This window comes from Microvirga sp. VF16, from assembly GCF_016864375.1.
Taxonomy (GTDB): Bacteria; Pseudomonadota; Alphaproteobacteria; order Rhizobiales; family Beijerinckiaceae; genus Microvirga.
Window position 1 is genome coordinate 182,500 of record NZ_CP069359.1, and the last position, 25,711, is coordinate 208,210.

Genomic DNA, 25,711 nt, shown 5'->3' on the forward strand with positions numbered 1-25,711 from the left:
CATCTCGGGCATGCCGAATGAGAATTTTATCATGCGTGCTCCGCATAAAACGGCATCCCTACATCGGTGTTATCAAATCTAGCGCTGTTTTCAACGTATCTAGAACCCAATTCCGTGCAAAACGCTGCTTGACGGACACGGACTCTCTGTGTCTCATATGTGAGAACGTTCTCGCTGTCATATACAAAGGGAACCAGAGAACGCAATCGCGGACCCGCCAGGTTCGCCACAAGGAGGATATAATGTTCAAATCCATTCTGGCTGGTTGTGCCCTAAGCGCGGTGCTGGCGATGCCGGCGCTTGCTGACGTCATTCCCGCTCTGCACAATGCCCTGCCTAAGGAGTACAAGGACAGCGGCATCAAGGCCGCGGTATTCAACGACTGGGCGCCCGACGAGTTCGTCGATTCCGACGGCCAGCTCAAGGGATGGAGTGTCGATATCGCCAAGGAGATGCAACAGCGCCTCGGCGTACCCTTCTCCTTCCAAGGCACGAGCTTCGATGCCATCATTCCCGGCCTACAGTCCAAGCGCTTTGATGCTGGCTTCTCATCCTTCGGCACCACTCCAGAGCGCCTGAAAACGCTCGACTTCGTTTCCCAGCGCAAGATCGGCACCTCGTTTGCCTATCCGACGAACAGCAAACTCGATATCAAGTCCGCAGCCGATGCATGCGGCCTGACAGTTGCTGTGCTGAACGGTTCCTGGGATATCGGCCTTCTGGAGCGGCTGAACGCTAAGGAGTGCAAGGACAAACCGGTGGTCATGCAGACGCATGGAACGCAGGCGCAAGCCGAACTCGCGGTTCGCTCCAATCGCGCCCAAGCGACGGTGGGCGGCTCGGTCAAGCTTAACTATATGGCCAAGCAAACCTCTGACCTGAAGGTTTCGGAGCTGGTTCTGCAGCCCGTCAATAGCTGCATCGGCGTCCGCAAGGGTGATCCGCTTGGACAGGTCCTAACCGACACGATCCAGTCAATGATCGATGACGGCACCTATGAGAAGATCATGGCCAAGTGGGGAATCAACGACTCTGGGATGCTCACCAAGGCGCTTCTCATCACAGAAGAGCGCCCGGCTGATCTTTAAGGTCCGGTCCCGGCCCGAAGGTATACTCGGGCCGGGATAGACGCTCCGAGATCGGCAGCAAGGAACGACGATGTCTGACGTACCGTCACACCGCCCCTCGATCCATGAACTCAAGCCTATTGCAGTCCCGAAGATCGGCCACTGGTTCGGGGGCGTAGTTCTAGCGATCTTTGCGGTTGTCTTCCTGCAGGTACTTGTTACAAACAAGAACATGCAGTGGTCCGTAGTTGCCGAATACATGTTCAACCCAGCCATCCTGTCGGGCTTGGGCATGACGCTTCTGCTGACATTTATCGCCATGATACTGGGCCTTGCGATCGGCATCGTGCTCGCGATCATGCGCCTGTCGGGCAGCCGCGTTTTCCAGTCCGTCAGCTGGGGCTGGATCTGGTTCTTCCGCGGCGTGCCGCCGCTGGTTCAGATGATCTTCTGGTACAATCTCGCGCTTCTGCTGCCCGAGATCTCGATCGGGATTCCCTTTGATGGGCCAAAGCTCCTGTCCTGGAACACCAACGCGCTGATTACCCCCTTCAGCGCCGCCATCATGGGCCTTGCCTTTACCGAAAGCGCCTATGCCGCCGAAATGATCCGCGCCGGTATCCAGGCGGTCAATGTCGGCCAGACGGAAGCGGCTGCCACGCTCGGCATGACTCGCGGGCAGATGCTACGCCGCATCGTGCTGCCTCAGGCGCTTCGCATCGTCATCCCGCCAATCGGCAACGACACAATCTCGATGCTGAAATTCACCTCGCTCGTGTCCGTGCTGGCGCTGCCGGACCTGCTCTACTCCGCGCAGATGGTTTATGCCCGCACCTACCAGACCGTGCCGCTGCTGCTCGTCGCGACTATATGGTATCTTGTGCTCACCACGATCCTAACGGTCGTCGAACATGCCGTCGAGCACCGGTTGAAAGCTGAACATAATGCGAAGAACTCCGGCGGGTTCTTTGCTTTCCGTCTGTTCGCGCGCCAGCAGGAGGCGCTATGATGAATAATCATCAGGACGTCGAGCCGCTGCTGAAAGTCGAGCGCCTGCGCAAGAGTTTCGGCGCGCATGAAGTGCTGCGCGGCATCGACGTCGCGGTGATGCGCGGCGATGTTACCTGTATCGTCGGCCCCTCCGGATCGGGCAAAAGCACGCTTCTGCGCTGCCTCAACTACCTCGAAAAGCCTACGGGCGGCGCGGTTTTCCTGCATGGCGAACCTGTTGGCGTGCGTTGGAAGGGCGACAAGCTCTACGAGATGAGCTTCAACGAACTCGCCCGCCAGCGCCAGCGTATGGGCATGGTTTTCCAGGGCTTCCATCTCTTCCCACATAAGACGGTTCTTGAAAACGTCATTGAGGCTCCGGTCCTCGTCAAGCGCGTGCCGCGTGCGAAAGCGGTCGAGGAGGCAATGGTGCTTCTGGAGCGCGTCGGCATGAACGAGCGTGCAAGCTACTATCCCGCACAGCTTTCCGGCGGCCAGCAGCAGCGCGCAGCCATCGCTCGCTCCCTGGCGATGAAGCCAGATGTTATGCTGTTTGACGAGCCGACTTCGGCACTGGATCCCGAGTTGGTGGGCGAGGTTCTGGCCGTGATGCGCCAGCTTGCTGATGACGGAATGACCATGGTCGTCGTCACGCATGAAATGGGCTTTGCGCGCGACGTTGCCGATCACCTGATCTTCATGGACGGTGGTGTAATCGTCGAACAAGGCCAACCGGTTGAGGTGCTAACGCGCCCGCAGCATGACCGCACGCGCGCCTTCCTGGCGCGGGTTCTGGCTGATGCGTAAAGCCTCAGCCAGAGTTCGCAAGTGCGGAGGAGGCGAGAAGGTTGAGGGAGGCGCCGCCAGATGCGCCTCGGTAAAGTGCGGGGCGAGCGCCCGGCGTTGACGGTCAGCAGTTCTTCCGCGACGCTGCGCCACGATAGACGTGTTGAGGCCAGGATCTGCGGCTATCTTACGCCGTCAGGACCGCGCCAGAAGGGCGAACCGTCGAAAAGGGCCACTCGCCTCGCACTGCGGGTTGTGATGACGCGAGAGCCGTATTCTGTGTGAAGGTGCCGACCATCTCCCTCACTATCGGCCCGGTGAACCCGCGGCCGAGCAGGGTGATGAGTTGCGCCTCGCCGTCTGCGGAGTCGCACTACACTGCGGCCTTGGAGGCAGGCATAGGCCCAAGCTGCGCGGTGCACGGCGCCTCAATCACGACGGTCCTGAAGGGGCCGCGTGACGGGAAGCGACAAATACCTGCGTGTCGAACCTTTCAGGTCTTGATCGTATAGGTGACCAGATGGCTGGGGGTGACGAGTTGCGACAGGGCGAGCGGGTGCCCTTGTGCATCGGTGACGATCTTTTCGATCCGATAGACCGGCTGGGTGGCGGTTATGGCAAGGATGCCGCGTTCTTCGGCCGAGGGGAACCCGACGTCGATCTGCCGCTCAGCATGGGACGGCACGATGCCCGCCTTGTCGCGCAGCGCAGCGAAAAAGGACCCGCCGGCGGCGACCGGCTCAACGACCTTCGGAAAACGCGTGGGGTCAAACCACAGCGTCTCCAGCGTCATTGGTCTCCCGTCGTCCTCCAATAGTCGGTCGAAGCGGATCAGCGCTTCCGCCTGCAGGCGGTCGCGAATGGCCGGCGCAGCGGCATCGTCTTCGCGGGAGAGGATGCGGTGGCCCGCCTTGCGGCCCAAGCCGTCCATAGTTTCGGAAAAGCCGGAGAGTGAGACCAGAGTCTGCCGCACCTTGCCCGGCATGACCACCGTGCCGCGCCCCTGCTGCCTCTGCAGACGGCCATCAGCGCAGAGATCGCCAATGGCGCGCCTGAGGGTGATCCGGCTGACGCCGTAGAGCGACATCAGCTCCGGTTCCGCCGGCAGAAAACTGCCTTCGGCGAACTGGCCGGACTCGATGCCGGCCAAGATCGAACGCCGGACCTGCTCATAGAGTGGCAAGAGGTCTGCCTGGTCTTCCATCCGCCTTTTCCATATTCGATCAGTAGACGATCTTCTTCATATAGCGTCGGCCTTCGAGCATCTCGTGCTTGCGAAGCTCGGCGATTTTATAGGCGAAACGCCACAGTGTGTCGAAGAAGATCAACGGCACCACATTGCCGCGGAAGAGCGGATCAATCCCGGAGAGATCAAGCGTTGCGGCATCGAGAACCAGAATGTTCTCTGCAGAGCCGAATCGGTGCAGGAACTCGTCCGCGCGCTCTTCGAGCGGCCGCGTGCTATCGAGGCCCTTCATGAGGATGAAGGCGCGGTCCTTGTCCAGAACCTCGAAGGGACCATGGAAAAATTCATTGGCATGGATCGCCTGGCTGTTGATCCACTGCATTTCCATGAGCACGCAAATGGCGAAGGAATAGGCCGCTCCAAAGCTCGCCCCGCTAGCGACCGTATAGATCACATCTTCCTTGGCAAAGCGGGGCGCATAGTCCTCGAACATCGATGCGAAGGAGGCTTGTGCACGGTCAATGGCCGGCTGCAAAGCAAAAAGGCTGTCGATCAGCGTTGCGGTCAGGTCCTCACCGCCGGTGAGTGCAACGAGGCCCATCACGATCTGGTAGATCCGAGAATAGTTGCTGTCTTTGGCGTTGATTGGCACGCCAGTCGTGTAAGGGGCTTCAAAGCCCACGACGTAATCGACTGCCTTGGCAAGCGGGGAGGCAGGCTCGACCGTCAGGCCGATGGTCGCCGCGCCCCTTGAGCGCGCGAACTCAGCGGCGGCGGTGGTCTCCTTGGTCGTGCCAGTCATCGAGCACAGGACGACTAGCGAGTTCTTGTCCAGCGAGCGCGGGGCGCGTGTGGTGAATTCGGCGGCATTATAGACATCCGACGGCAGCGGCGAATGTTGGTCCATGAGAAACTTGGCCGGATGCATGATCGACAAAGAGCCGCCGCAGGCGACGAAGAACACATGCTTCACAGACTTAGCGTCAAGGGCGGAGAGGGCCGCGACGACGCCGCGGTCAAAGGCCGAGGGGAGGGACATGAGCATACCTTTTATATGACGTCTTAATACGTATTATTTCTATTCGGCCCCTGTCAAGCACGCTTGACGCCGGCGATAGACTTGTGCGAACGTTCTCATATGCGGCGTCAGGTGCATCGGGCTTGGCGCCTGTGAGACGGGAAGTCAATGTGACCCAGACCTACGATATCGTGGTGGTCGGCGGCGGCATCATCGCTGCGGCCGCAGGTCAACATCTGACGGCGGCCGGCTATCGCACGCTGCTCGTCGAGCGTAACGATTACGGTTCAGGGACGTCCAGCAAGACCTCGCGGTTGCAGCACTGCGGTCTCGGCTATTTGTCCGCCGCCAGCGGATCGATCGCCGCCTTTCTCTCCCGCCCGCGCAGCGCAATCGAGTGTTTCAGTCTCATGCGCCGTGCGATGCGAGGCCGTGCGGAATTCGTCCGCACCACGCCCGAACGGGTAAAGCCCGTACGCTTCATCATTCCCCTAACGCGGGAAAATGCCATTCCGCGATGGAAGGCGTGGCTTGCCTTCCGATTGATGAAGGAGTGCGACGGCGGCGAGGTTCCTTTGGACCTTCGGATCCTTTCCGCCGAGGAGGCGCGGGCGCATCCGGCCTTGCATGGCATGGCAAGACTCGATGGTATTCGTGGAGCCATGACCTTTACCGAATACCAGTACCATTGGCCCGAACGCATTGTCGTCGACACCATCATGAAGGCGCGCGCCATAGGCATGGATGCGCTAAACCATACCGCAGTAACCGCCCTCGTGCGCCAAGGCGACCTTTGGAGGATCACACTGACGACGGCCGATGGATCGCGCGACGTCCTGACGCGCGCCGTAGTAAACTGCGCGGGCGTGTGGGTCGATGAGATTACTGCCCTCGCAGGTGCGCCGCATATTCGCAAGAACACCGGCGAAAAAGGCACAAATATCGTCTTGCGTCTGCCCGAGACCCTGCGCGGTATTGGATTCGAGACCGTCACCGCTGCCGGTGCGCCCTTCTACCTGATTCCGTGGGGCGAGCTTCATTATGTTGGTCCCTGGGACTCGGCCTCAGATGGCAGGCCCGAAGGGTTCCGGGCAACGGAGGCTGAGATCACCGCCATCCTTAATCAGTTGGGGCAGCTTTTTCCCGGCCTCGGCCTGAGCCGCGATGACGTGCTCTATTCCTGGGCGGGCGTGCAGCCGCGCAGTCTCGCCAGCGACGGAAAGAATTCGGCACCGGCGGTCCGCGAGCATGACCTCACCGCCGAGGGATTGCCGAATGTCTTCACCTTCACCGGCGGGCTGCTCATGACACATCGCGACGCCGGGCGGAGGCTCACCCGCGCGGTGGCCCGCCGGATGAAACCCACTGGACCGCCCCGTCCGTTCGATCCGGCGCCCCTGCAGGCGGAGGACATGGATCGTGCTACGGAGGCATCTGTCGCCCATGCCGTTCTGAACGAACAGGCCCGCACTCTCTCGGACATTCTGCGCCGTCGCCTTTCCGTCGGATGGGAGCCAGATCTCGGCCTCAGCCATGCAGAAACGGCCGCAAAACTGGCCGCTCCGCATCTAGGCTGGACGCCGGAGGAGACGGCCGCACAGGTCGCGGACTTCGTCAAGGAAACATCGCTCGAATTCGGACTTCGGCTAGCAATACGCTGAGCCACGTTTGGGAAGCATGGGCATGCTAGCATGTAAGACAAGCTGAGAGCGTTCTCACTAGATCAGACGGACTGTCTTTGGATCTCGCCGCGCCGGCGGCGTCAGCGGAGGAAATACATTGGCATTGGACGAGTGCAATATCAGCGTAATGAACTTTCACTATGTCCGGCATACGATGGACCGATTTCTCGCCGATGTGTGCGATGCCGGGGTCTCTCGCATCGAGTTATGGGCGGCTGCTCCGCACTTCTACATCGGCGACAAGACGCTAGCCGAGGCACGTGCGCTTGGGCAAAAGCTGCGCGAAATGGGGCTCGATATAGTCGCCTTCACACCGGAGCAGTGCATCTATCCTATCAATATCTCGGCCAAAGAAAGGGAGCTGCGCGATCGTTCGGTGCGCTATTTCCTGGAGTCGCTGGAGTTTGCTGTAGAATGTGGCGCGCCAGCTCTGCTGGTGACAGCGGGCGGCGGCTATCGCGACGAGCCGGCTTCGGAAGCGTTGGAGCGTTGCGTCGATTCGATGGGCATCCTCTGCGACCGCGCACAAAAACTTGGCGTCGATCTCTGGATGGAGTCCCTGCCGGAGTCCTTTGCAAACATTGTTCGCTCGGCGAAGGAAATCCGCGAGTTGATGGACAAGCTCGCCAGTCCGGCGCTCTACGCCGTCTACGACGTGGCAGGCGCGGTGATGACACATGAGCAGCCGGAGGACTATTTCACTCATCTGGCCGGCCGCGTCGCGCATGTGCATTTCACCGACTCGGATGCCGGCGGCAGCCATCTTGCCTGGGGTGACGGCATCATCGATCTCGACAAGCTGGTCGCCTATCTCCGCAGCCAGAACTATGAAGGCTCGCTGTCAATAGAACTGACCAACTGGAAATACAATGTCGACCCCACCCCACCTTTGAAGCAATGCGTCGAGGCCATGCGCAACGCGCTCGGCCCGGCATAAGGCTCTGCACGGAAAAGCAAGCGGGAGAGTGACATGGAGGAACGGAAGCCGTCCGGTGAACCGACAGGGACCGCGGCGGATGCACGGGGGAAGAAGGATCCACTGCTGCGGCCGCTGCGGATCGGCCGGCTCAATCTGCGCAACCGAATCATGAGCACCAGCCACGAGACCGCCCTCGACGACGGCGGCTATCCGCTCGAAGCCTATCAGCGCTATCACGAGGAGAAGGCAAAAGGCGGTCTGGCGCTGACGATGTTCGGCGGCTCCGCCCGTATCTCCGCCGATACGAGCTGGGGCGGCACGCAGCTCGATTTCACGAGCGATGCGATCATTCCGGTCTTTCAGGAGTTTTCAGCGCGCATTCATCGCCATGGCGCCGCGGTGATGTGTCAGATCTCGCATGTCGGCCGGCGAGCGAACGCTACGGTAGGCGCGTGGCTTCCCGCGCTTGGCCCCTCGCATTCGCGCGAGGATTATAACCGCAGCTTCTCCCATGAGATGGATCGCCACGATATTGCGCGCATCGTGCGCGAGTTCGGCCAGGCCGCCCGCCGGGCGCGTGAGGGCGGGCTCGATGGCATCGAGACAATGACCGGCGGCCACCTGATAGGCCAATTCTTGTCGCCAATGGTCAATCGCCGCAAAGACGAATTCGGCGGTTCCCTGGAAAACCGAATGCGATTCCTGCGCATGGTCTACGAGGAGATCCGCACCCAGGTTGGGATCAATTATCCACTCGGCATTCGCTATACCATCGACGAGGACCATGACGAGGGATTGAGCTTCGCCGAGGCGGTCAAGGTCGCCAACATGCTGGAGCGCGAAGGGCTGGTCGATTTCTTCAATTGCATCTTCGGACGGTTCGACACCCGTCTCAACCTGCTCGTCTACAACATTCCCGACATGACGGCGCCGTCCGCACCCTGGCTTGACCAAGTCGGGGCATTCAAGGCCGAGACGGGCCTCCCGGTCTGGCACGCCGCCAAAATCGCGGATGTTGCCACGGCGCGATACGCCGTTGATGCGGGACTGGTCGATATGGTCGGCATGACGCGGGCGCATATGGCGGACCCGCAGATCGTCAACAAGTTACGGGCGGGCAGGGAGGAGCGAATCCGTCCCTGCGTCGGTGCATCGCACTGTCTTTATCGCCCGGTGCATTGCATCCACAACCCGGCAACTGGTCGCGAGACCTGGCTGCCGCAAGTAATCGAGCGTTCACCTCATGCGGGGCGCAAGGCAGTCGTCGTGGGCGGCGGACCATCAGGGCTGGAGGCGGCGCGCGTGCTGGCGGAGCGAGGGCATCGTGTCGTGCTCCTCGAAGCGACCAACCGCCTAGGCGGGCAGCTCGTGCTTGCAGCAAAAACCCATCTTCGACGCGACCTGATCGGCATTGTCGACTGGCGCATTGCCGAGCTGGAACGGCTCGGCGTGGATATCCGGCCCAATATCTATGCGGAGGCTGCGTACGTTCTGGCCGAAGCGCCCGACCTCGTTATCGTCGCTACTGGCGGCACCCCGGATTTCGGTCCCGCCGCAGGCAGCGAGTTGTGCCTCAGCGTGTTTGATGCCTTGGGCAACCCCGCGCAGGTTGCGGACGACGTGTTGATCTATGACGCGACCGGGCGTCATCCCGCGCCGTCGGCTGCCGCCCAGATCGCGGCGGCGGGCAAGGCGGTGACCTTCGTCGCGCGCGATCCTTCAATCGCGCCGGAGATGGAGCATCATTCAAGTATCACCTATCGGAAGGCGCTCGCCGAGCATGACGTGCGGATACTGCTGGAATACGAACTGGTTTCGGTGAGCGCGCGAAATGGCTTACGAGAGGCAGTCTTGCGTCACCGTCTGACTGGCCGCGAGCTAAGCTCGGCCCATAAGCAAATCATTGTCGAGCACGGAACGATACCGGTCAGCGATATCTTCGATGCATTGCGGCCCCTTTCTGTGAACGATGGTGTCACGGAAATTGAAACCCTCATTGGAACGTCACCTCTGCGCGATCCCCCGACGAGCGGTTTTGAGCTGCATCGGATTGGTGACGCCATCAGCAGTCGTTCGGTTCATGCCGCCATGCTGGATGCCCTCCGGCTCGGAGCGCAGTTCTGACCGCTTAAGGACATGGTTATGTGGGTGCGCTGCTGACGAAGGCGCGCCCGACGACGTCCGCTTGCAGAACCATAGGTTCGCCTCCGTGGTGTTTCCGTTCAGTTGCTCGCCCGGCAGCTTAGCGCCGCCTCGGAGGCGGTAGGCGGGCTAGCTCACGCGACGCGTGAGCGGTTCTGTTGCACCACTTCCTTTCCTAGCGCGCGTATGGTCTGCGCTGGCAGAACAGTGCGAGGCAACATGTTCATGGGTAGGGAATTTGATCGGTCAGTGATTCTGCTGTGCGTGCGGTGGTATCTGGCTTAAAGTCGCGGCGGAGCCTCATCAGGGTGCGATTGTTCGACTCCTGCAAGAACATCATTCGCAGGTATCGGCTTCAGGCAAGTCGTCCCACCGAGTTCCCATCGGCCTCTTGCTCCGTTTGTGCTTCCTGAACAATCCACTCTTGAAACGCCACCAATGGAGGGTATGCAGAGCAGTTTGCCGGCCAGGCAAGGTAATACCGCTCGGTACTCTGCATGGGCATATCAAAGGCCCTGACGAGATCCCCTCGCGCGAGTTCGTCTTGAATGAGGAATTCAGGAAGCAGCGCGAGACCGAGGCCCGACATGGCCGCCTGGGCTGCGGTGGCAAATTGGTCGAACAGCATGCCATGCAGAGGCTCGCTAAGACCACCGTGCATCAGAAACCAGTGCTCCCAGGCGTCTGGTCGCGAGACGAGGTGCAGGAGCGGAGCCCTAAGAAGATCGCTTGGCTTCTCGATCTTATAAGCCTCCAGGAGCGAGCGATTACAAGCGGGCACCACTGTCTCGCTCATCAGGAGGGCCAATTCGGCGCCGGGCCAGTTTGGACTACCGAAGTGGATGGCGGCATCCGCCTGGTCCAGACTGAAGTCGAACGGAGCAAGGCGGGTCGTCAGGTTGACTGTGATTCCAGGGTTCTCTCGGAGGAAGCCAGAAAGGCGAGGGGCCAGCCATCGAGTGCCGAAAGTTGGCAGGATCGCCAAGTTAAGGGTCCCACCCTTCGGATTGGCGCGGAAGCTCAGGGTCGCGCTGGAAATGCGCCTAAGCGCCTCCCGGATCTCGCGGGCGTAGGTCTCTCCGGCTGATGTGAGACGGATAGTCTGCCGCTCCCGGACAAAGAGATCCGAACCAAGCAGTTCTTCCAAGGCCCGGATCTGTCGGCTGACTGCTCCCTGCGTCAGGTTCAACTCTTCAGCCGCGGCCGTAATACTTTGATGACGGGCGGCGGCCTCGAAGGCGCGAAGCAGTGACATGGACGGCAAAAAGCGACGGGCAATGGCCATTTCATTACCTTCGGTCATGACCTCTTGAGAAAAATCGGCTTGCTCTCGAGGTTTCTTCTGAGGATCTGATTACAAGAGGGAATGGAGCCTGAACAGCGCCGATCTTTCGCTCCATACTCCATACAAAGGGAATCTGGAATGAAGAACGATCCGCGTAGCCACGGCCTCTGGGAGCGCTCGGCGCCTCCCGCACCTCCGACGAGCAGGTTGTCCGACGATCTAGAGGCCGACGTCGCGGTGATCGGCGCAGGCTTTACCGGCCTTTCGGCGGCACTCCATCTTGCCGAGGCGGGAGCCTCGGTCGCGGTGCTCGAGGGAGTAGAGATCGGCTTCGGCGGCTCGGGCCGTAATGTCGGCCTCGTCAACGCGGGTATGTGGGTGATGCCCGATGATCTGCCGGGGGAACTGGGCGAGGTCTACGGCAACCGTCTGCTCCACCTGCTCGGCGACGCGCCGAGCTTGGTATTCGAACTCGTCGAGAAACACGCAATGGCCTGCGAGGTCGAACGCAGCGGCACGCTTCACTGTGCCGTTGGCGCGAAGGGCTTGGCGGAAGTCCACGAGCGGGCGCGGCAATGGCAGGCAAGGGGCGCTCCGGTACGCCTGCTTGATGCGGAGGAGACCGCACGGAAGGTCGGAACCAACGCTTACTCCGGCTCGCTTCTCGACCTCCGCGCCGGGACCATCCAGCCGCTGGCCTATGCTCGCGGTCTCGCCGTGGCAGCGAGCAAAGCAGGCGCGCAGATCTTCACCGCAAGCCCCGTACTGGACGCGCAGGAAGTCGACAGCAGGTGGATGGTGCGCACAAGCGCCGGGTCCGTACAGGCAAAGTGGGTCATCGTGGCCACGAATGCCTACACGACCAATGTGTGGCCGCAGATCCGGGCCGAGCTCGTGCATCTTCCCTACTTCAATCTCGCCACCAAGCCGCTGGGCGACAACCTGCGCACTGCGATCCTGCCAGAGCGGCAAGGCGTCTGGGACACGAAGGATATCCTCAGCTCCTTCCGCTTCGACCAGAAGGGGCGCCTCGTATTCGGGAGTGTGGGCGCTCTGCGTGGCCCTGGACGGACCATCCACCCGAACTGGGGGCGCCGTGCTCTGCGGAAACTCTTCCCCCAGCTTGCAGGCATCGAGTTTGAGTACGAGTGGTACGGCAGCATCGGCATGACCAGCAACAATCTGCCGAGATTTCATAGGTTGGCCCGGAACGTGGTGTCGTTCAGCGGCTACAATGGACGGGGCATTGCTCCAGGAACCGTCTTTGGGCGTACGCTCGCGCGGTTTGTCCTTGGCGAACTCGCAGAAGACGATTTGCCTCTTCCCGTAACCGAACCGGAGCCCGTCCGGCTTCGAGCAGTCAAGGAGGCCTATTACGAGGTTGGGGCTCAGATTGTCCATGCGGCGATGACGCGCTTCTAAGAATCGTGGTTATGTGCCCGTCCTGTGGCGATAGGTAAACCGAGATTGAATAGAAGAAGCGGTACGATGGCGTGATGAGACCGGACAAACTCGATCTCTTTTTTCCGGTCAGTGACCAGCTTCTCGATGCCAGGTCCAGCCATCTCGTCGATCTGTCATGCCTTTGCGGATCTGCGTGGCTTGGACTGCTCCGAGGAGCGGGAGAGGCCCTGCGTCTTCAGTCCGGCAACCGATCCGCGCATGCGTAGAGCCGGCGTGAGAACCTGACGCTGGGAAGGCGACCGATCTCCACTGATGCGGGACAGAACCAGCGGCGCCGCGGTGCGTCCCATCTCGTTGAGCGGCTGGGCGATCGCGGTGATTCCAGGCCGGAGGAAGCGCATCCACTCTAGATCATCAAAGCAGATGAGAGATAGATCCTGCGGCAGTTCGAGGGCTAATTCGCTTATGGCATCCATCGCTCCGGCCGACATCAGGCCATCGGTTGTGAACAGGGCCGTGGGCCGTCCACTGCCCTGGAGCAGATCCAGCGTTTCTTCCTTGGCAGCTTTTGCTGAATAAGCTCCGACTCGCCGCACAAGATCGAGATCGACCGAGAGGCCTGCCTCTCGGTGCGCCTGCAGGTAGCCCACAAGGCGCTGCCAGCTGGGATAGAGTGCTCCCGGGTCCACCCGGCCGTGGGCCTCCAGATCGATGAAGGACTTCAAATCTCCTGCCGTAAACTGCTCCAGCTCCGAGATCAGTCCAATCCGGCGATGTCCTGCGGCAATGACATGCTCGATACAGGCCTTAGCGCCCTTGACATTATCCACAGTCACCGAGTCGGCTTCGAGGCCGTGAACGAGGCGATCGATCTGGACGACGGGGCATCCAGCGGCCACGACATTCCTCAGGTGATTGGAACTCTGGAGATCCGACGGCGTCACAATCATCCCATCGACCTGCTTCTCCATGAGGAGTTGCACCGCCTCTCGTTCCCGCTGCAGGATCTCGTCGCTGTTGGTGACAACGATCCCGAATCCTCGGTTGCGGGCAACGTCGGCAATTCCGCGCAGAATACTGGCATAGAAGGGGCTTTCCATATCGCCAGCAACAACCCCAATTGTCTGGGTTTTGCCGGTGATCAGGCCTCGGGCAAGCAGATTGGGGCGATAACCCAGCTGTTCGGCCGCCTTCCGCACTTTGTCCCGGATCTGCTCGCTGGAATAGCCGTAGCCGCCCAGAACGCGCCCGGCCGTCGCCGTGCTTACACCGGCAAGCCGGGCAACTTCAATAATCGTCACGTTCTTCGTGCGCTTTTCAGCCATGGATTCCACTGCCGCCCCGTGCGGCCGAGCTTAGCGATGCGTCGGTTCTAAGGGAGCCCCCAAAGGACGAGGTGCAAGGGAAGATTTCGCCTTGACGCTCCGAACGTTCGATGATGATACTATGAGAACGTTCGCAGAGACAACTCCGAACCTAGATTTGAGCATCCTAAACCGAAGGAAGCGGCAGGGATGCTGAAGAAGACTTGGCACAATCAACAGAAGAGGGAACACCGCATGAGATCACGTCGGAATTTCTTGGCTGGAATCGCGATCCTTGCAACCCTGCCGATGCTCTCCGCAGCGGCCTTGGCCCAGAAGGTGGAATTGCGCCTCGCCCACGTCAATCAGCCCACGATCGAGTCTCACAAAGTTGCTGTCGAAGTGGCCGAGCGCATCGCCAAGCGGAGCGAAGGACGCATCACGATCAAAGTCTTCCCCGGCGGTATGTTGGGAACGACGACCGACATGTTGGAGCAGGCGAGCCAAGGCGAGCCGATTATCACCTTCACCGATGCGGCTTATCTCTCGAGCTTCGGCGTGCCTGAAATGGGCATTGTTGGCGGGCCGTTCATTGTCGAGAACAATGAGGAGGCTGAGCGTCTCGCCTTCTCGCCGTTGATGAAGGGTTGGTACGACAAGCTTGCCGAGAAGGCGAAGATCCGCGTTCTCGCCCTCAACTGGTTCGATGGCGCCCGACATATGATTGGGAGCAAGCCCTATCCGACTCCGGCCGACCTCAAGGGCGTGAAGGTCCGCGTTCCACCCGTGCCGACTTGGCAAAAGACCTTTGAACCCTTGGGTGCAGTTCCGACCACAGTCGAGGCGGCCGAAACCTATTCCGCTTTGTCTCAAGGCGTCGTCAATGCCGGCGAGTCTCCGCTCACAGGCCTGCGGGCAAACCGCTGGTACGAAGTGGTGAAGGACATCACTCTCACAGGACACTTCAATCTCTTCACTGGCTGGGTGATGAGCGACGCGGCCTACAACGCGCTGAGCCCATCCGACCGCGCCATGTTGCTGGAAGAATTTCGTGCGGGCGGGCAGGAACTCTCCAAACGTTCGACTGACATGAATGATCAGATCCGCAGGGAATTCGAAGCAAAAGGCGTCAAGTTCCACAACGCTGATGTTCCCGCCTACCGCAAGGCAACGGCATCCTTCTACACCAGCTTCCCGCAATGGCCCGCCGGTCTGCTCGAGCAGGTTCGCGCGGCCGCATCAGGTCAGTAAGACCAGCCATTTAATGCTTGTGATGGCGCCTCGGGTACCCGCCGAGGCGCCATAGACATCCGTCCAATTCGGAGCAGGGACTTGCGTATTGTGAACTGGATCGGAGAGCTGGCCGGGAGCGTCATTCCCGTCATACTCCTCGCGCTCGTGATCATCAGCGTCGGCGCGGACGTTGTTGGCCGAAACATCTTCTCCGCTCCCATTTTCGGCGCAAGCGAAGTGGCCGTTCTCGCCTTCGTGTGGCTGGTTTGGCTCGGGGTAATCGGTGCCGCCAAGCGGGACGACCTGATGGGGGTCCGCTACTTTGTTGATCTTTTGCCGCCCCGTGGCAGGCATCTGGTGCACGCCACGATGAACGTTATCGTTGCCCTGATCGCGGCTGGGGTCATCTATGCCGCCATAATGCAGATCAGAACCGCCCGCTTCACCACGTTCATGTCCATCGATGTCCCAAAATGGGTTATGTCCGTGGGCCTCGCAATCTCCATGGCTGCGATCATTGTGATCTATCTCGCTAGAGCCTGGGTTGAGCTGAAGCAGGCGGGGAGTGTTCACCGGTGATCGCGCTCACGTTTATCGTCTTCCTTCTTCTGCTTTTTGCTGGCATGCCGATCTCCTTCGTGCTGCTCGGATCGGCCATGTCCTACTTCATAGCCAACCCGATTGCGCCGAGCATCATCGCGCAACGCATGAACGGGAGCCTGGAGCTGTTTCCTCTGCTCGCCGTACCCTTCTTCGTCTTTGCGGGGGCGGCCATGGCGCGTGGCGGAATTGCCGACCGTCTCTATGGTTTCGCTGAAGCGCTCGTCGGCCACTGGCGCGGCGGGCTTGCCCAGGTTGCCGTCATCAATTCGCTGTTCATGGGAGCCATGTCAGGCTCATCGAACGCCGATGCCGCAATTGATGCTCGTACGGTCGTGCCGATCATGCGAAAGCAGGGATACTCGAATGGCTTCGCCTCCGCGATCAGCGCCTGCTCGGGCGTGATCGCCCCGGTACTGCCGCCGAGCATCGGCCTGATCATCTATGGCCTCCTGACGAACACGTCGATCGGCCAGCTCTTCATTGGCGGCATCATTCCCGCCTTCCTGATCGCTGCGGCCTTGATGATCACCGTCCACCAAGTGGCCAAGCGTCGTGGCTATGGCGCTCTGAGACCCCACCGGATGCCGGTGCGCGAGATCGCGATCAAAGCACGCCATGCACTCTGGGCGCTGGCCATGCCGTTCCTGCTACTGTTTGGATTACGGATCGGTTGGTTCACCCCAACCGAACTCGGAGCGATCGCGGCGGCTTATGCGCTTTTCGTGGGCCTGTTCATCTATCGAGGCTTCAGCGTCGGTGAGACTTATGAACTCGCGCGGGAGTCAGCGCATACGACTGCGAATGTCATGCTGATCATCGCGGCCTCAGCCATCTTCTCGGTTGTTCTCACCCTGGAAGAGGTCCCTCAGACGGTCGTGGGATATCTTCTCGCCATGACCGACAACAAATACGTGGCGCTTGCGCTGATCAACATCCTTCTCCTCCTGCTCGGAACGGTTATGGAGGGGCTCTCTCTGATGGTGATCCTAGCACCTCTGTTTGTTCAGGTCATGCAGAGGTTCGGGATTGATCCCATCCACTTCGGCGTCGTTCTGATCGTCAATCTCACCATCGGTTCCGTGTCGCCACCGATCGGCTCGGTCCTGTTCACTGTTTGCTCAATCACCAAATGCTCGATCGAAGAGTTCACGAGAGAATCCATTCCGTTGCTCATGGCTCTGATTGTAGTCCTCTTCCTGATCACCTTCCTGCCCGATACGGTATTGCTCCTGCCGAGGATGCTGTTCTGAGGCTAAGGAGAGGCGAGCTGAGTTTGCGAATTGCACGCAAGATTCGTCGGTTAGCGCCAATAATGTTGAATGGAGAGTGTGTCATGAAGTTCGTCGATGCGGATACCGTGCATCGCCTGCTCGATTACCCTGGGCTCGTTGAAGGACTTCGGGCTGCGCACAAGGGTGTGTCTCCGAGAAGCGACGCCTCGGTCATGGATGAGCCAAACGGTGGTGACAACAAGTTCGTTTCGCTAGTGGCTTGGGCTACGCGGGAGGTGATCGCGGTCAAGCTTGTGGGCGTTTTCCCGTCTAACTTGGCGCTGCAGCCGCCGCAGCCCTCGGTTCAAGGCCTTGTCGCAGTTTTCGACGGCAAAACGGGTGCGCCCGTTCTAGCAGCCGATGGTGCGGCTCTAACCTTTCGCAAGACAGCTGCCGATTCCGCCCTAGGTGCAAGCTTTCTCGCGCGAGAAGACGCGGAGGTGCTTCTCGTCGTGGGAGCCGGCGGCCTCGCTCCGCACGTCATTCTCGCCCATACGAGCGTCCGACCCTCGATCAAGCGCGTCCTGATCTGGAACCGCACCGCGGCACGAGCGGAGGCGCTGGCCCGTGAGATGCAGATCGAAGGCGTCTTGATCTCCGCTGTCCGTGATCTCGATGCGGCCATACCCGAAGCGGACGTGATCTCCTGCGTGACCATGTCGACCGAGCCCCTCGTCAAGGGGGCCCTCTTGAAGCCAGGCGCACATGTGGACCTGATCGGTGCCTATCTGCCCACCATGCGTGAGGCGGATGACGAAACGATCCGGCGTGGCCGTGTCTTTGTTGATACCCGTGCCGGAATGGAAGGAGCAGGCGATCTGTTTCAGCCGGTCCAGCGCGGGCTCTTCGCATGGGCTGACGTTCAGGCGGATCATTTCGAACTCTGCACCACGGCCAGGGCAGGCCGCGAGGATCTGAACGAGATAACCGTCTTCAAGAATGTGGGAGGAGGTCACCTCGATCTCTTTACTGCTCGCCACCTTGGGGAACGGTTGCGGCAGATCGTCTAGAGCATCGGCCCCGAGAGTAGATTCACTCTTGGGACCTAATCTCCCTTCTTGATTGGCGCATCGCTGAGTGCGGAATAACGGGCCCGCTATTCCGCATGAGACCTTAAGATCGGCTTCCGGTCCTCGTCCGTGCCCTCGCCGGCTTCGACCGTTTCACACTGTCTTCGTCCATGGCGGGAGTACCAACGGACTGGCGGTCGATCAGCGTCGACTTCAGAACGAAGCGGCGGGGCGCATGAACAGCTCCGCGAACTCGCTCGATCAGCATGCGCGCGCTCTCCCTCCCAAGGTCATAGATTGGCTGCGCAATGACGGTCACGGGCGGCGTTGTCACACTCGTCCAATCCGCATCGTGAAAGGCGATAAGCGAGACGTCCCCCGGAACTTGCAACCCGAGAGCCCGAACGGTTTTGAACACTTCGAGAGCAATGACGTTGTCGGATGCAAGGATTGCCGATGGGTGATCAGGAAGAGCCAGCAGGTCCATCACGATCTTGCGAGTCATGGATGGCTCGGTGGCACCGAGCCGAATGTAGCGCTCCGGGGCTTCGATACCAGCCTGTCGAGCGACCTCTAGAAAGCCATCAATGCGATCCAACACCGTCGATGTATCAATTTGGTCGCGACTTCGGAATAAGATCTCGCCGGATTTTACAGCTGAGATATATGCAATACGGCGATGGCCGAATTCAATCAGGCGGCGGGTGGCTACTGACGCTGCAGTGTGATCGTCTGTCATGACAGTATCGACCGACAGGTTGGATACGGCGCGATCCAGGAGCACGACGGGACGTCCGGTTTTCTGCAGTGATAGAAGATGGTGCGTCTCGGAGGTTTTGGCCGGAGTGACGATCAGGCCGTCAACCCTCTTGCCCATTAGAACCCGGACGGCATCTCTTTCCTTCTCAATTTCTTCACCGGAGTTCGCCAGGATGACGTCGAATCCTTCCGCGCGCGCCGCGTCGCTGATGCCGCGGACAGCGAGGCCGAAATAAGGGTTCTCGATATCGCCCACGATGACGCCGATAATCCCTGATCGGCCCGTGGTCATGCTGCGGGCAAGTTCATTGGCCTGATAGCCGAGCTCCTGCGCTGCCGCGAGAACTTTGTCCTTCACAGCCGAGCTGGTTGTTCCATAGCGGCCGAGGACGCGAGCCGCCGTCGCCTTCGAGACGCCCGCCCTCTGAGCAACGTCTTGGACGGTCACCAGGCGTTTCGGTGTTTCACTATTTTTCATATCTGATCACCTAGAGGCGTTAAGTACAGTGCGTCAAGTGAATCAGGCGTTGACATGTGAGACCGGTCTCAATAACTTCATGAGACCGGTCTCACAAGGCATTCTACAGAAGCCTGCAAGAACCGGAAGAGCCGACGGCAGAGGAGAGCCGGACACAGAAGAAGAGCGTGACGATAGGTCCGGGAATGCTCAAGGCCAGCTCAAGCAAAAACAAAAGCTAAGGCATCTTTCAGAATGAGGAACACGATGAACAACGCGCAATGGTATAGCCCCATAGCCAAGGTGGCCGCGTTCGCCACGCTCACGCTCGGCATTGTCTTCACAGGCGCTGCCGACGCACAGACGTCCAAGAGCAACCCCTACAATCTCATTGATCCGGCGCGGGTCAGCGTCGGCACCATGGGAGATTCAAGGCCCTATGCCTTCGTCGATAAAAACGGCGAGTTCTCCGGCTTCGATATCGAACTCTTCCTCGACGTGGCACGCCGGCTGGGTTTTACCAAGGATCAGGTGTCCTTCACCGGACAGGACTTCTCGGCTTTGATCCCGTCGGTGGCCAATGGCCGCTTTGACGTTGCAGTTGCCGCCATCGGTACGACGGAGCCGCGGAAGAAGACCGTGGACTTTTCCGACGGCTATCTGGCGGGATACCTCTCGGTGATCACCGCCGATGAGAAGATCAAGACGGAGGCCGACCTGACGGGCAAGCGTCTCGGGGTCGTCCAGGGCACCCTCCAGGAGATCTTTGCGACAAAGAATTTCACCAAAACGGATCTTGTGAAGTTCCCCGACAACAACGCAGCCATTTCTGCTCTCAACAATGGGACGATTGACGCCCACTTCTTCGACTATGAGGCAGCCAAGCAGCAGGCTGAGCGCTACAAGACGCTCAGGATCGCCATCAATATCCCGTCCTTCGACGCTCCGGCCGGCTTTGTGGTGCAGAAGGGCAACAATGCCTTCCGGGAAGCACTGAACAAGGGTCTGCGTGAAGCCATGCAGGACGGCACCTGGAAGCGGCTCCACGAGAAGTGGTTCCCTGGCACGCCGATGCCCGACCAGTATCTGCCGAGGTCGTAACAGCCTGGAGAGCATCCCGCGTTTCCTGGTTGGAGCAGCTATAGGTCTGCTCCAACCAAGCCGAACCGCGGAAGCAGTAGGGAGCAGAACGTATGAACTGGCTGGAAAACCTGCGCCGCAGCTTCCTCGATTGGGAGTCGATGGCGGAAGTGCTGCCGAACATGCTTGCGGTCGGCCTCAAGAATACGATCATTCTTGCTTTAGCCTCAACCGTGCTTGGCACCATCATCGGCATGATTTTGGCGGTGATGGGAATCTCTCACTCCAAGTGGCTGAGAATCCCGGCACGCATCTACACGGATGTGTTCCGCGGTCTACCTGCCATCGTAACCATCCTGCTCATCGGCCAAGGTTTTGCGCGGATCGGCAGGGATCTATTCGGGCCTTCACCGTACCCGCTTGGTATTCTGGCTCTGAGCCTGATTGCGGGTGCTTATATTGGTGAGATCTTCCGCTCTGGCATCCAGAGCGTTGAGCGCGGACAGTTGGAAGCCTCCCGGGCGCTGAGCATGAGCTACGGCCAGGGCATGCGCCTTGTGGTCATCCCGCAGGGCGTGCGCCGCGTCCTCCCGGCGCTGGTGAACCAGTTCATCGGCAACGTCAAAGACTCGAGCTTGGTCTATTTCCTGGGCTTGCTGGCCTCGGAGCGCGAGCTCTTCCGTGTGGGCCAGGATGCAGCGGTCGTCACTGGAAATCTGTCACCGCTGCTTCTCGCGGGCATCTTCTATCTCGTAATCACCGTTCCGCTCACGCATTTCGTCAACTACATCGATTATCGACTGCGGATCGGCAAACGACCGACCGTTGTCACCAGCGGCCTCAAAGAGGTCAGCGAAATGGAAGAGGCCGGGATCGTCTCGGACACAGCAGGGGCTTTGGCGTCCGGAGCTAAGCACCTGCCTGCTACTCCGCCTCTCGCACGCAGCTCTGCGGAGCCGGTGCGGTACCAGGGAGGCAGCCTGGAAGTCTCCGACCTGAGCATGGCCTATGGCGCCCTGAAGGTCCTTCACGACATCAACCTCACAATCAAGCCCGGTACAGTGACGTGCATCATCGGTCCGTCGGGATCCGGCAAGTCAACGCTCCTGCGCTGCCTCAACCGTCTCGTTGAACCCTCCGGCGGTGACATCCTGCTGGATGGCGACAGCATCTTCAAATTCAAGCCGGATCATCTGCGCCGGCGGGTAGGCATGGTCTTCCAGCAGTTCAACCTGTTCCCTGACCATACCGCGCTCGGCAACGTCGCTCTGGCGCTTCGGAAGGTGAAGCGCATGCCAAAAGATCAGGCGTATGAGATCGCCGCGGCACGGCTCGCCGAGGTGGGGCTGGCGGAGCGGATCCACCATCGGCCGTCGCACCTCTCCGGTGGGCAGCAACAGCGTGTCGCTATTGCCCGTGCTCTGGCAATGAATCCGGAGATTATGCTGTTCGACGAGGTGACGAGCGCCCTCGACCCGGAACTGGTCAAAGGTGTCCTCCAACTCATGGCCAGACTGGGTGAGAGTGGAATGACCATGGTGGTCGTCACCCACGAGATGAACTTCGCCCGCAAGGTGGCCGATCAGGTCGTGTTCATGGACGAGGGCAGGGTGGTCGAAGCCGGACGTCCCGATGACTTGTTCGATAATCCGAAGAGCTCGCGTCTCAAGCGCTTCCTGTCGCAGGTTCTGTAGCTCCGATCCGCTCCACCGCGACGTAGCGCGTGGCGGAGCAAATACCATATTCCAATCGAGGAAAACTCATATGAACTCTCCATCCCGTGTCTCCCGCGTCGCGATCATCGGCGGCGGCATCTTTGGCGTCTCCTCAGCGGTGCAGCTTGCTCGCCGCGGCGCCCAAGTGACTCTCGTGACCGAGGGAGCTCTCGCGAGCGAAGCCTCAGGCCGCTCGCTCTCCTGGCTGAACTCCTCGCGCATGCGCTCTCCCGAGTATCATCAGCTGCGCATGATCGGTATCGACCGATACCGGACCCTCGCGGCAAAGCATCCCGATGCAGCGTGGCTGCGCTTCGATGGGGGTCTGACCTGGGATGCGGATGACAGTTCGAACGAGATTGCCGCGGTCTATGCTCACGAGCGGAGCATTGGTTATGACGCTCGGCTCCTGGCAGCCGATCAGGTTGCGGCGGTGACGCCAGGCGTCGATCCGCGGGCCATCACCCGCCAGGGAGCCATCTTCAATCCCGGCGAAGGATGGGTGGATCTTCCGTCACTCATCAACGTCTTGGTCGAGGAGTTCTCCGCGCTCGGTGGTGAAGTCGTGACCCAAGCGGGACGCGCCTCTGTCGAGGTCAACAATGGTCGCGCAACCGGGATTGTCACGGCCGACGGCCGGCGTTTCGCCGCGGACGCGGTGCTGCTCGCAGCCGGAGCCTCCGTGCCGAAGATCGTGGCCGAGGTTGGGCTCCAGATCACTGATGCAACACCGATTTCGCTTCTCGTCAAGACGAAGCCTATCAATGTCGCCCTGCGGGCTGTTCTCAACACCCCTCGCGTCGCCGTGCGGCCCACACCCACGGGGTCGCTCGTGCTCGACTCAGCATGGTCGGAAGAAGAAGTTGCTCGGCGCCCGGATGGCACGTTCGAGGTGAAGGACTCGACCTTTCAGGGCCTTCTGGCCGAAGCATCGGCAGCACTGGAAGGGAATCCAATGCTCGTTCTCGACTCCTATGGCGTGGGCCCGAAGCCCATTCCAGGGGACGGAGAACCGGTGTTCGGGGAACTCCCCGGAATCGCGGGTTACTACGTCGCTTTCAGCCACAGTGGAGCAACGCTGGGCCTGATCGCAGGCGAGCTTTTAGCGGATGAGATCGTGACAGGAGAGAGTCATCCTCTGCTGAAGACGTTCCGCCCTAGCCGATTCAAATGATCCGATCCAAGTTCTGTCCTTCATCTGGATCCACATGGGGTCACCACTTTGGCTTTCCGGCAAAAGTAGGAACTGCCGCGTCGAGACACCGACAGGAAAGGACGATGACCCCGCAGGCAATTTCGTCCACAGTCCAGCAGCCTAACAGGCTGTAGGATCGGTCTGAGCTCTGCCGGGAGACCCAGATGTTAGATGCCGTTCACCACGTCGCGATCATTTGTTCGGATTATGAGCGTTCGAAGCGCTTCTATGCCGAGATCCTGAGACTGCCGATTATTCGCGAGGTCTGGCGCGCGGATCGACAGTCTTGGAAATGCGACCTACAGGTGGGCGCGACACAGATCGAGCTCTTCTCGTTTCCGAACCCTCCGGCACGGCCATCGCAGCCAGAGGCGCAGGGACTGCGTCATCTCGCATTTGCGGTTGCTGCTCTCGAGCCAGTTATTGAGTACCTGCAAAACCAGGACCTTGCCGTAGAGCCGATCCGGCTTGACCAGCATACGGGGAAGCGTTTTACCTTCTTCGCCGATCCTGACGGCCTGCCCCTAGAGCTCTACGAGCGATAGTCTGTGCCCGCATCTGATGAAAGATCTTCGTAAAACACCGCCGAGGGAGAAACTCGCATGGCAAAGAAAGTTAGATGGGGAATTCTGAGCACGGCCAAGATCGGCCGTGAACAGGTAATCCCAGCCCTGAAGAACGGTGATCTGATGGACGTTGTGGCGATTGCTTCCCGCGACGGAAACCGGGCGCAGGACGCCGCCGCGGAATTCGGCATTCCAAAGGCCTATGCCTCGTACGAGGCGCTGCTGGCCGACCCGGAGATTGACGCTGTCTACAATCCTTTGCCTAACCATCTTCACGCTCCTCTCACCATCAAGGCTCTGGATGCGGGCAAACATGTCTTATGCGAGAAGCCGATTGCGCTGAATGCCGAAGAGGCAAAGCAAATTGAAGCGGCTCAGAGGAGGAGCGGCAAGATCGTTGCTGAAGCCTTCATGGTCCGCTTCCATCCGCAATGGCAACGGGCACGGGAGATTGTACGCAGTGGACGCCTTGGCGATGTTCGGGTCATCCATACGTTCTTTTCGTACCATCTCGTCGATCCCGACAATATCCGAAACCAGGCCGATATTGGCGGCGGCAGTCTCTACGATGTCGGCTGCTATGCAGTCGCGACTGCGCGCTTCATCTTTGGGGCAGATCCGGAGCGTGTGATCGGCGCGTTCGATCGGGACCCCGCCATGCGAACGGACCGTCTTGCGAGCGGCCTTGCCGAGTTTCCGAGTGGGCGACATCTGGCCTTCACCTGCGCCACCCAACTCGTGCCCACTCAGCGGGTGCAGATCGTCGGCACGAAGGGACGACTGGAGATCCAGCTGCCGTTCAATCCGAGACGCGATCAGCCGACGCGGTTGGTGATCGACGATGGTCGAGATCTGATTGGCAGCGGGGAAGAGACGGAAGAGTTTCCCCCCTCAAACCAGTATCAACGCCAAGGCGATGTGTTCTCCCGCGCTATCTTAGAGGGGAGCAGCCTCGAATTCCCAGTGGCCGACGCGATCATGAACATGCGAGTCCTCGATGCGCTCTTCCGGTCCGAGACGTCGAGGGCTTGGGAAACCATTTAGTAGCCTTCCAGATGATCAAACAGTGCGCTCGCAACGTGTGGATACACCTGCGGGTGCGCCCAGATGCTTTGCTTAGTTCCATAACGTGTTTGCGCTGACACTGGCTATGGGAACCCAGATCTAAACAATTGCCAGCTAGTTCCATTTAGCTTTAGGTCCGATCCAATATGGCTCTGACTTCAGCAACTTAGGCGTCGTGGGCATGTCCAGAGCGGCACCGTTGCATTAACCTTGGCATTGTAGCGAGGAGCGGCTAATCAAGGGGAGCCGCTCTGTTGTCGATCTTCAAACGCCGCCGGTTTCCGGTCGAGATTATCCTGCTGTGCGTGCGCTGGTACTGCAAGTATGGCATCAGCTATCGGGATCTGGCGGAGATGATGCAGGAGCGTGGTATCAAGGTCGACCCATCCACCCTCTTTCGCTGGGTGCAGCGCTACGCCCCAGAGATCGAGAAGCGGATCCGCCAACACCAGGGCTCCCGTTCCGGATCATGGCGCGTGGATGAGACCTACGTGCGCGTCAGCGGAAGATGGAAATATCTGTTTCGCGCGGTCGACAAGCACGGTCAGTTCATCGCTTCTATGCTGTCTGATCGGCGCGATACGGGCGCGGCTTATCGTTTCCTGCGCAAAGCCCTTAAGACAACAAAGGCGTTCCCCCCATCCTCGATCACCACCGACAAACTCGCTTCTTATCCCAAGGCAATTCAGCGGTTGCAGGATGAAGGGCTGCTGTCGAAAAATGTCGCGCATCGGACGTCGAAATATCTGAACAATATCATTGAGGCGGATCACGGCGCACTCAAGCGTGTGATCCGACCGACCCGCGGCTTCCAGCGAATGAAAACGGCGCGGGCGGCCCTCAAAGGCTTTGAGGTCATGCGAATGATCCGCCGTGGGCACTGCGTCCTGGCACGACCCGGCGCGAAAGGCGAAATCCGTCTTGTGAACCAGCTCTTTGGTCTTGCCGCCTGAACGACCCATTCGATTGCGTTC

At 59.9% G+C, this 25,711-nt stretch carries 22 protein-coding genes; 17 read left to right on the plus strand and 5 right to left on the minus strand.

The genetic code is table 11. The features are described 5' to 3' along the window. The first annotated feature begins 242 nt into the window (after positions 1-242). The 3 genes from JO965_RS46270 to JO965_RS46280 all read left to right on the plus strand — a co-directional run bounded on the left by JO965_RS46270 (position 243) and on the right by JO965_RS46280 (position 2,864). On the plus strand, positions 243-1,088 hold the full coding sequence (locus JO965_RS46270) for an ABC transporter substrate-binding protein (RefSeq protein ID WP_203448421.1): 846 nt from the start codon (positions 243-245) through the stop codon (positions 1,086-1,088). Positions 1,089-1,158: 70 nt separating this feature from the next. Further along, complete coding sequence (locus JO965_RS46275) at positions 1,159-2,076, plus strand: amino acid ABC transporter permease (RefSeq protein ID WP_203448422.1); 918 nt, start codon at positions 1,159-1,161, stop codon at positions 2,074-2,076. Then, a complete protein-coding gene (locus JO965_RS46280; protein WP_371827065.1) occupies positions 2,076-2,864 on the plus strand; it encodes an amino acid ABC transporter ATP-binding protein in 789 nt (262 codons plus the stop codon). The genes JO965_RS46275 and JO965_RS46280 overlap by 1 nt, the downstream gene beginning before the upstream one ends. Before the next feature lie 472 nt (positions 2,865-3,336). Here the strand turns inward: JO965_RS46280 and JO965_RS46285 are convergent, their stop codons facing one another. Together JO965_RS46285 and JO965_RS46290 are read right to left on the minus strand one after the other, a co-directional pair. Next, the gene (locus JO965_RS46285) at positions 3,337-4,047 is read right to left on the minus strand and encodes a GntR family transcriptional regulator (protein WP_203448423.1); all 711 of its coding nucleotides are present in this window, start codon (positions 4,045-4,047) and stop codon (positions 3,337-3,339) included. Positions 4,048-4,066: 19 nt separating this feature from the next. Then, positions 4,067-5,068, minus strand: a complete 1,002-nt coding sequence (locus tag JO965_RS46290) for an SIS domain-containing protein (protein ID WP_203448424.1) — start codon at positions 5,066-5,068, stop codon at positions 4,067-4,069. A gap of 149 nt (positions 5,069-5,217) precedes the next feature. Between JO965_RS46290 and JO965_RS46295 the strand changes: the two genes are divergently transcribed. The 3 genes from JO965_RS46295 (at position 5,218) to JO965_RS46305 (ending at position 9,772) form a co-directional block, all read left to right on the plus strand. Beyond that, positions 5,218-6,708 carry an FAD-dependent oxidoreductase gene (locus JO965_RS46295; RefSeq protein ID WP_203448425.1) on the plus strand — a complete coding sequence of 497 codons (1,491 nt, stop codon included), beginning with the start codon at positions 5,218-5,220 and terminating at the stop codon, positions 6,706-6,708. Positions 6,709-6,826: 118 nt separating this feature from the next. Beyond that, complete coding sequence (locus tag JO965_RS46300; RefSeq protein ID WP_203448426.1) at positions 6,827-7,666, plus strand: sugar phosphate isomerase/epimerase; 840 nt, start codon at positions 6,827-6,829, stop codon at positions 7,664-7,666. 33 nt (positions 7,667-7,699) lie between these two features. After that, positions 7,700-9,772: an NADH:flavin oxidoreductase gene (locus JO965_RS46305; RefSeq protein WP_203448427.1), complete on the plus strand. Its 2,073-nt coding sequence runs from the start codon at positions 7,700-7,702 to the stop codon at positions 9,770-9,772. Positions 9,773-10,145: 373 nt separating this feature from the next. On the opposite strand, the gene JO965_RS46310 is transcribed toward JO965_RS46305, so the two are convergent. After that, positions 10,146-11,075: a LysR family transcriptional regulator gene (locus JO965_RS46310; protein WP_203448463.1), complete on the minus strand. Its 930-nt coding sequence runs from the start codon at positions 11,073-11,075 to the stop codon at positions 10,146-10,148. A gap of 138 nt (positions 11,076-11,213) precedes the next feature. On the opposite strand from JO965_RS46310, the gene JO965_RS46315 reads away from it, so the two are divergent. Further along, complete coding sequence (locus JO965_RS46315; protein ID WP_203448428.1) at positions 11,214-12,497, plus strand: FAD-binding oxidoreductase; 1,284 nt, start codon at positions 11,214-11,216, stop codon at positions 12,495-12,497. A 155-nt stretch (positions 12,498-12,652) separates the two neighbouring features. Here JO965_RS46315 and JO965_RS46320 read toward each other — a convergent pair whose 3' ends face one another. Further along, the gene (locus JO965_RS46320; protein WP_203448429.1) at positions 12,653-13,804 is read right to left on the minus strand and encodes a LacI family DNA-binding transcriptional regulator; all 1,152 of its coding nucleotides are present in this window, start codon (positions 13,802-13,804) and stop codon (positions 12,653-12,655) included. A gap of 234 nt (positions 13,805-14,038) precedes the next feature. Between JO965_RS46320 and JO965_RS46325 the strand changes: the two genes are divergently transcribed. From JO965_RS46325 to JO965_RS46340, 4 genes are all read left to right on the plus strand, one after another. After that, complete coding sequence (locus JO965_RS46325) at positions 14,039-15,034, plus strand: C4-dicarboxylate TRAP transporter substrate-binding protein (RefSeq protein WP_203448430.1); 996 nt, start codon at positions 14,039-14,041, stop codon at positions 15,032-15,034. Between the two features lie 90 nt (positions 15,035-15,124). Further along, complete coding sequence (locus JO965_RS46330; RefSeq protein ID WP_246777381.1) at positions 15,125-15,595, plus strand: TRAP transporter small permease; 471 nt, start codon at positions 15,125-15,127, stop codon at positions 15,593-15,595. Next, positions 15,592-16,869, plus strand: a complete 1,278-nt coding sequence (locus JO965_RS46335; RefSeq protein WP_246777374.1) for a TRAP transporter large permease — start codon at positions 15,592-15,594, stop codon at positions 16,867-16,869. Before JO965_RS46330 ends, JO965_RS46335 begins: the two co-directional genes overlap by 4 nt. Before the next feature lie 83 nt (positions 16,870-16,952). Continuing rightward, complete coding sequence (locus tag JO965_RS46340) at positions 16,953-17,900, plus strand: ornithine cyclodeaminase (RefSeq protein WP_203448432.1); 948 nt, start codon at positions 16,953-16,955, stop codon at positions 17,898-17,900. A gap of 103 nt (positions 17,901-18,003) precedes the next feature. Here JO965_RS46340 and JO965_RS46345 read toward each other — a convergent pair whose 3' ends face one another. Next, the gene (locus tag JO965_RS46345; protein ID WP_203448433.1) at positions 18,004-19,137 is read right to left on the minus strand and encodes a LacI family DNA-binding transcriptional regulator; all 1,134 of its coding nucleotides are present in this window, start codon (positions 19,135-19,137) and stop codon (positions 18,004-18,006) included. 246 nt (positions 19,138-19,383) lie between these two features. Between JO965_RS46345 and JO965_RS46350 the strand changes: the two genes are divergently transcribed. The 6 genes from JO965_RS46350 (at position 19,384) to JO965_RS46375 (ending at position 25,690) form a co-directional block, all read left to right on the plus strand. Continuing rightward, positions 19,384-20,217 carry an ABC transporter substrate-binding protein gene (locus tag JO965_RS46350; RefSeq protein ID WP_203448434.1) on the plus strand — a complete coding sequence of 278 codons (834 nt, stop codon included), beginning with the start codon at positions 19,384-19,386 and terminating at the stop codon, positions 20,215-20,217. A gap of 92 nt (positions 20,218-20,309) precedes the next feature. Then, positions 20,310-21,890, plus strand: coding sequence for an amino acid ABC transporter permease/ATP-binding protein (locus tag JO965_RS49235; protein WP_203448435.1), 1,581 nt, complete (start codon positions 20,310-20,312; stop codon positions 21,888-21,890). Between the two features lie 70 nt (positions 21,891-21,960). Next, on the plus strand, positions 21,961-23,085 hold the full coding sequence (locus JO965_RS46360) for an FAD-binding oxidoreductase (protein WP_203448436.1): 1,125 nt from the start codon (positions 21,961-21,963) through the stop codon (positions 23,083-23,085). 185 nt (positions 23,086-23,270) lie between these two features. Continuing rightward, positions 23,271-23,651, plus strand: coding sequence for a VOC family protein (locus JO965_RS46365; RefSeq protein WP_203448437.1), 381 nt, complete (start codon positions 23,271-23,273; stop codon positions 23,649-23,651). A gap of 57 nt (positions 23,652-23,708) precedes the next feature. After that, on the plus strand, positions 23,709-24,716 hold the full coding sequence (locus tag JO965_RS46370) for a Gfo/Idh/MocA family protein (protein ID WP_203448438.1): 1,008 nt from the start codon (positions 23,709-23,711) through the stop codon (positions 24,714-24,716). A 275-nt stretch (positions 24,717-24,991) separates the two neighbouring features. Beyond that, on the plus strand, positions 24,992-25,690 hold the full coding sequence (locus tag JO965_RS46375) for an IS6 family transposase (RefSeq protein WP_203447549.1): 699 nt from the start codon (positions 24,992-24,994) through the stop codon (positions 25,688-25,690). Positions 25,691-25,711: the final 21 nt, after the last annotated feature.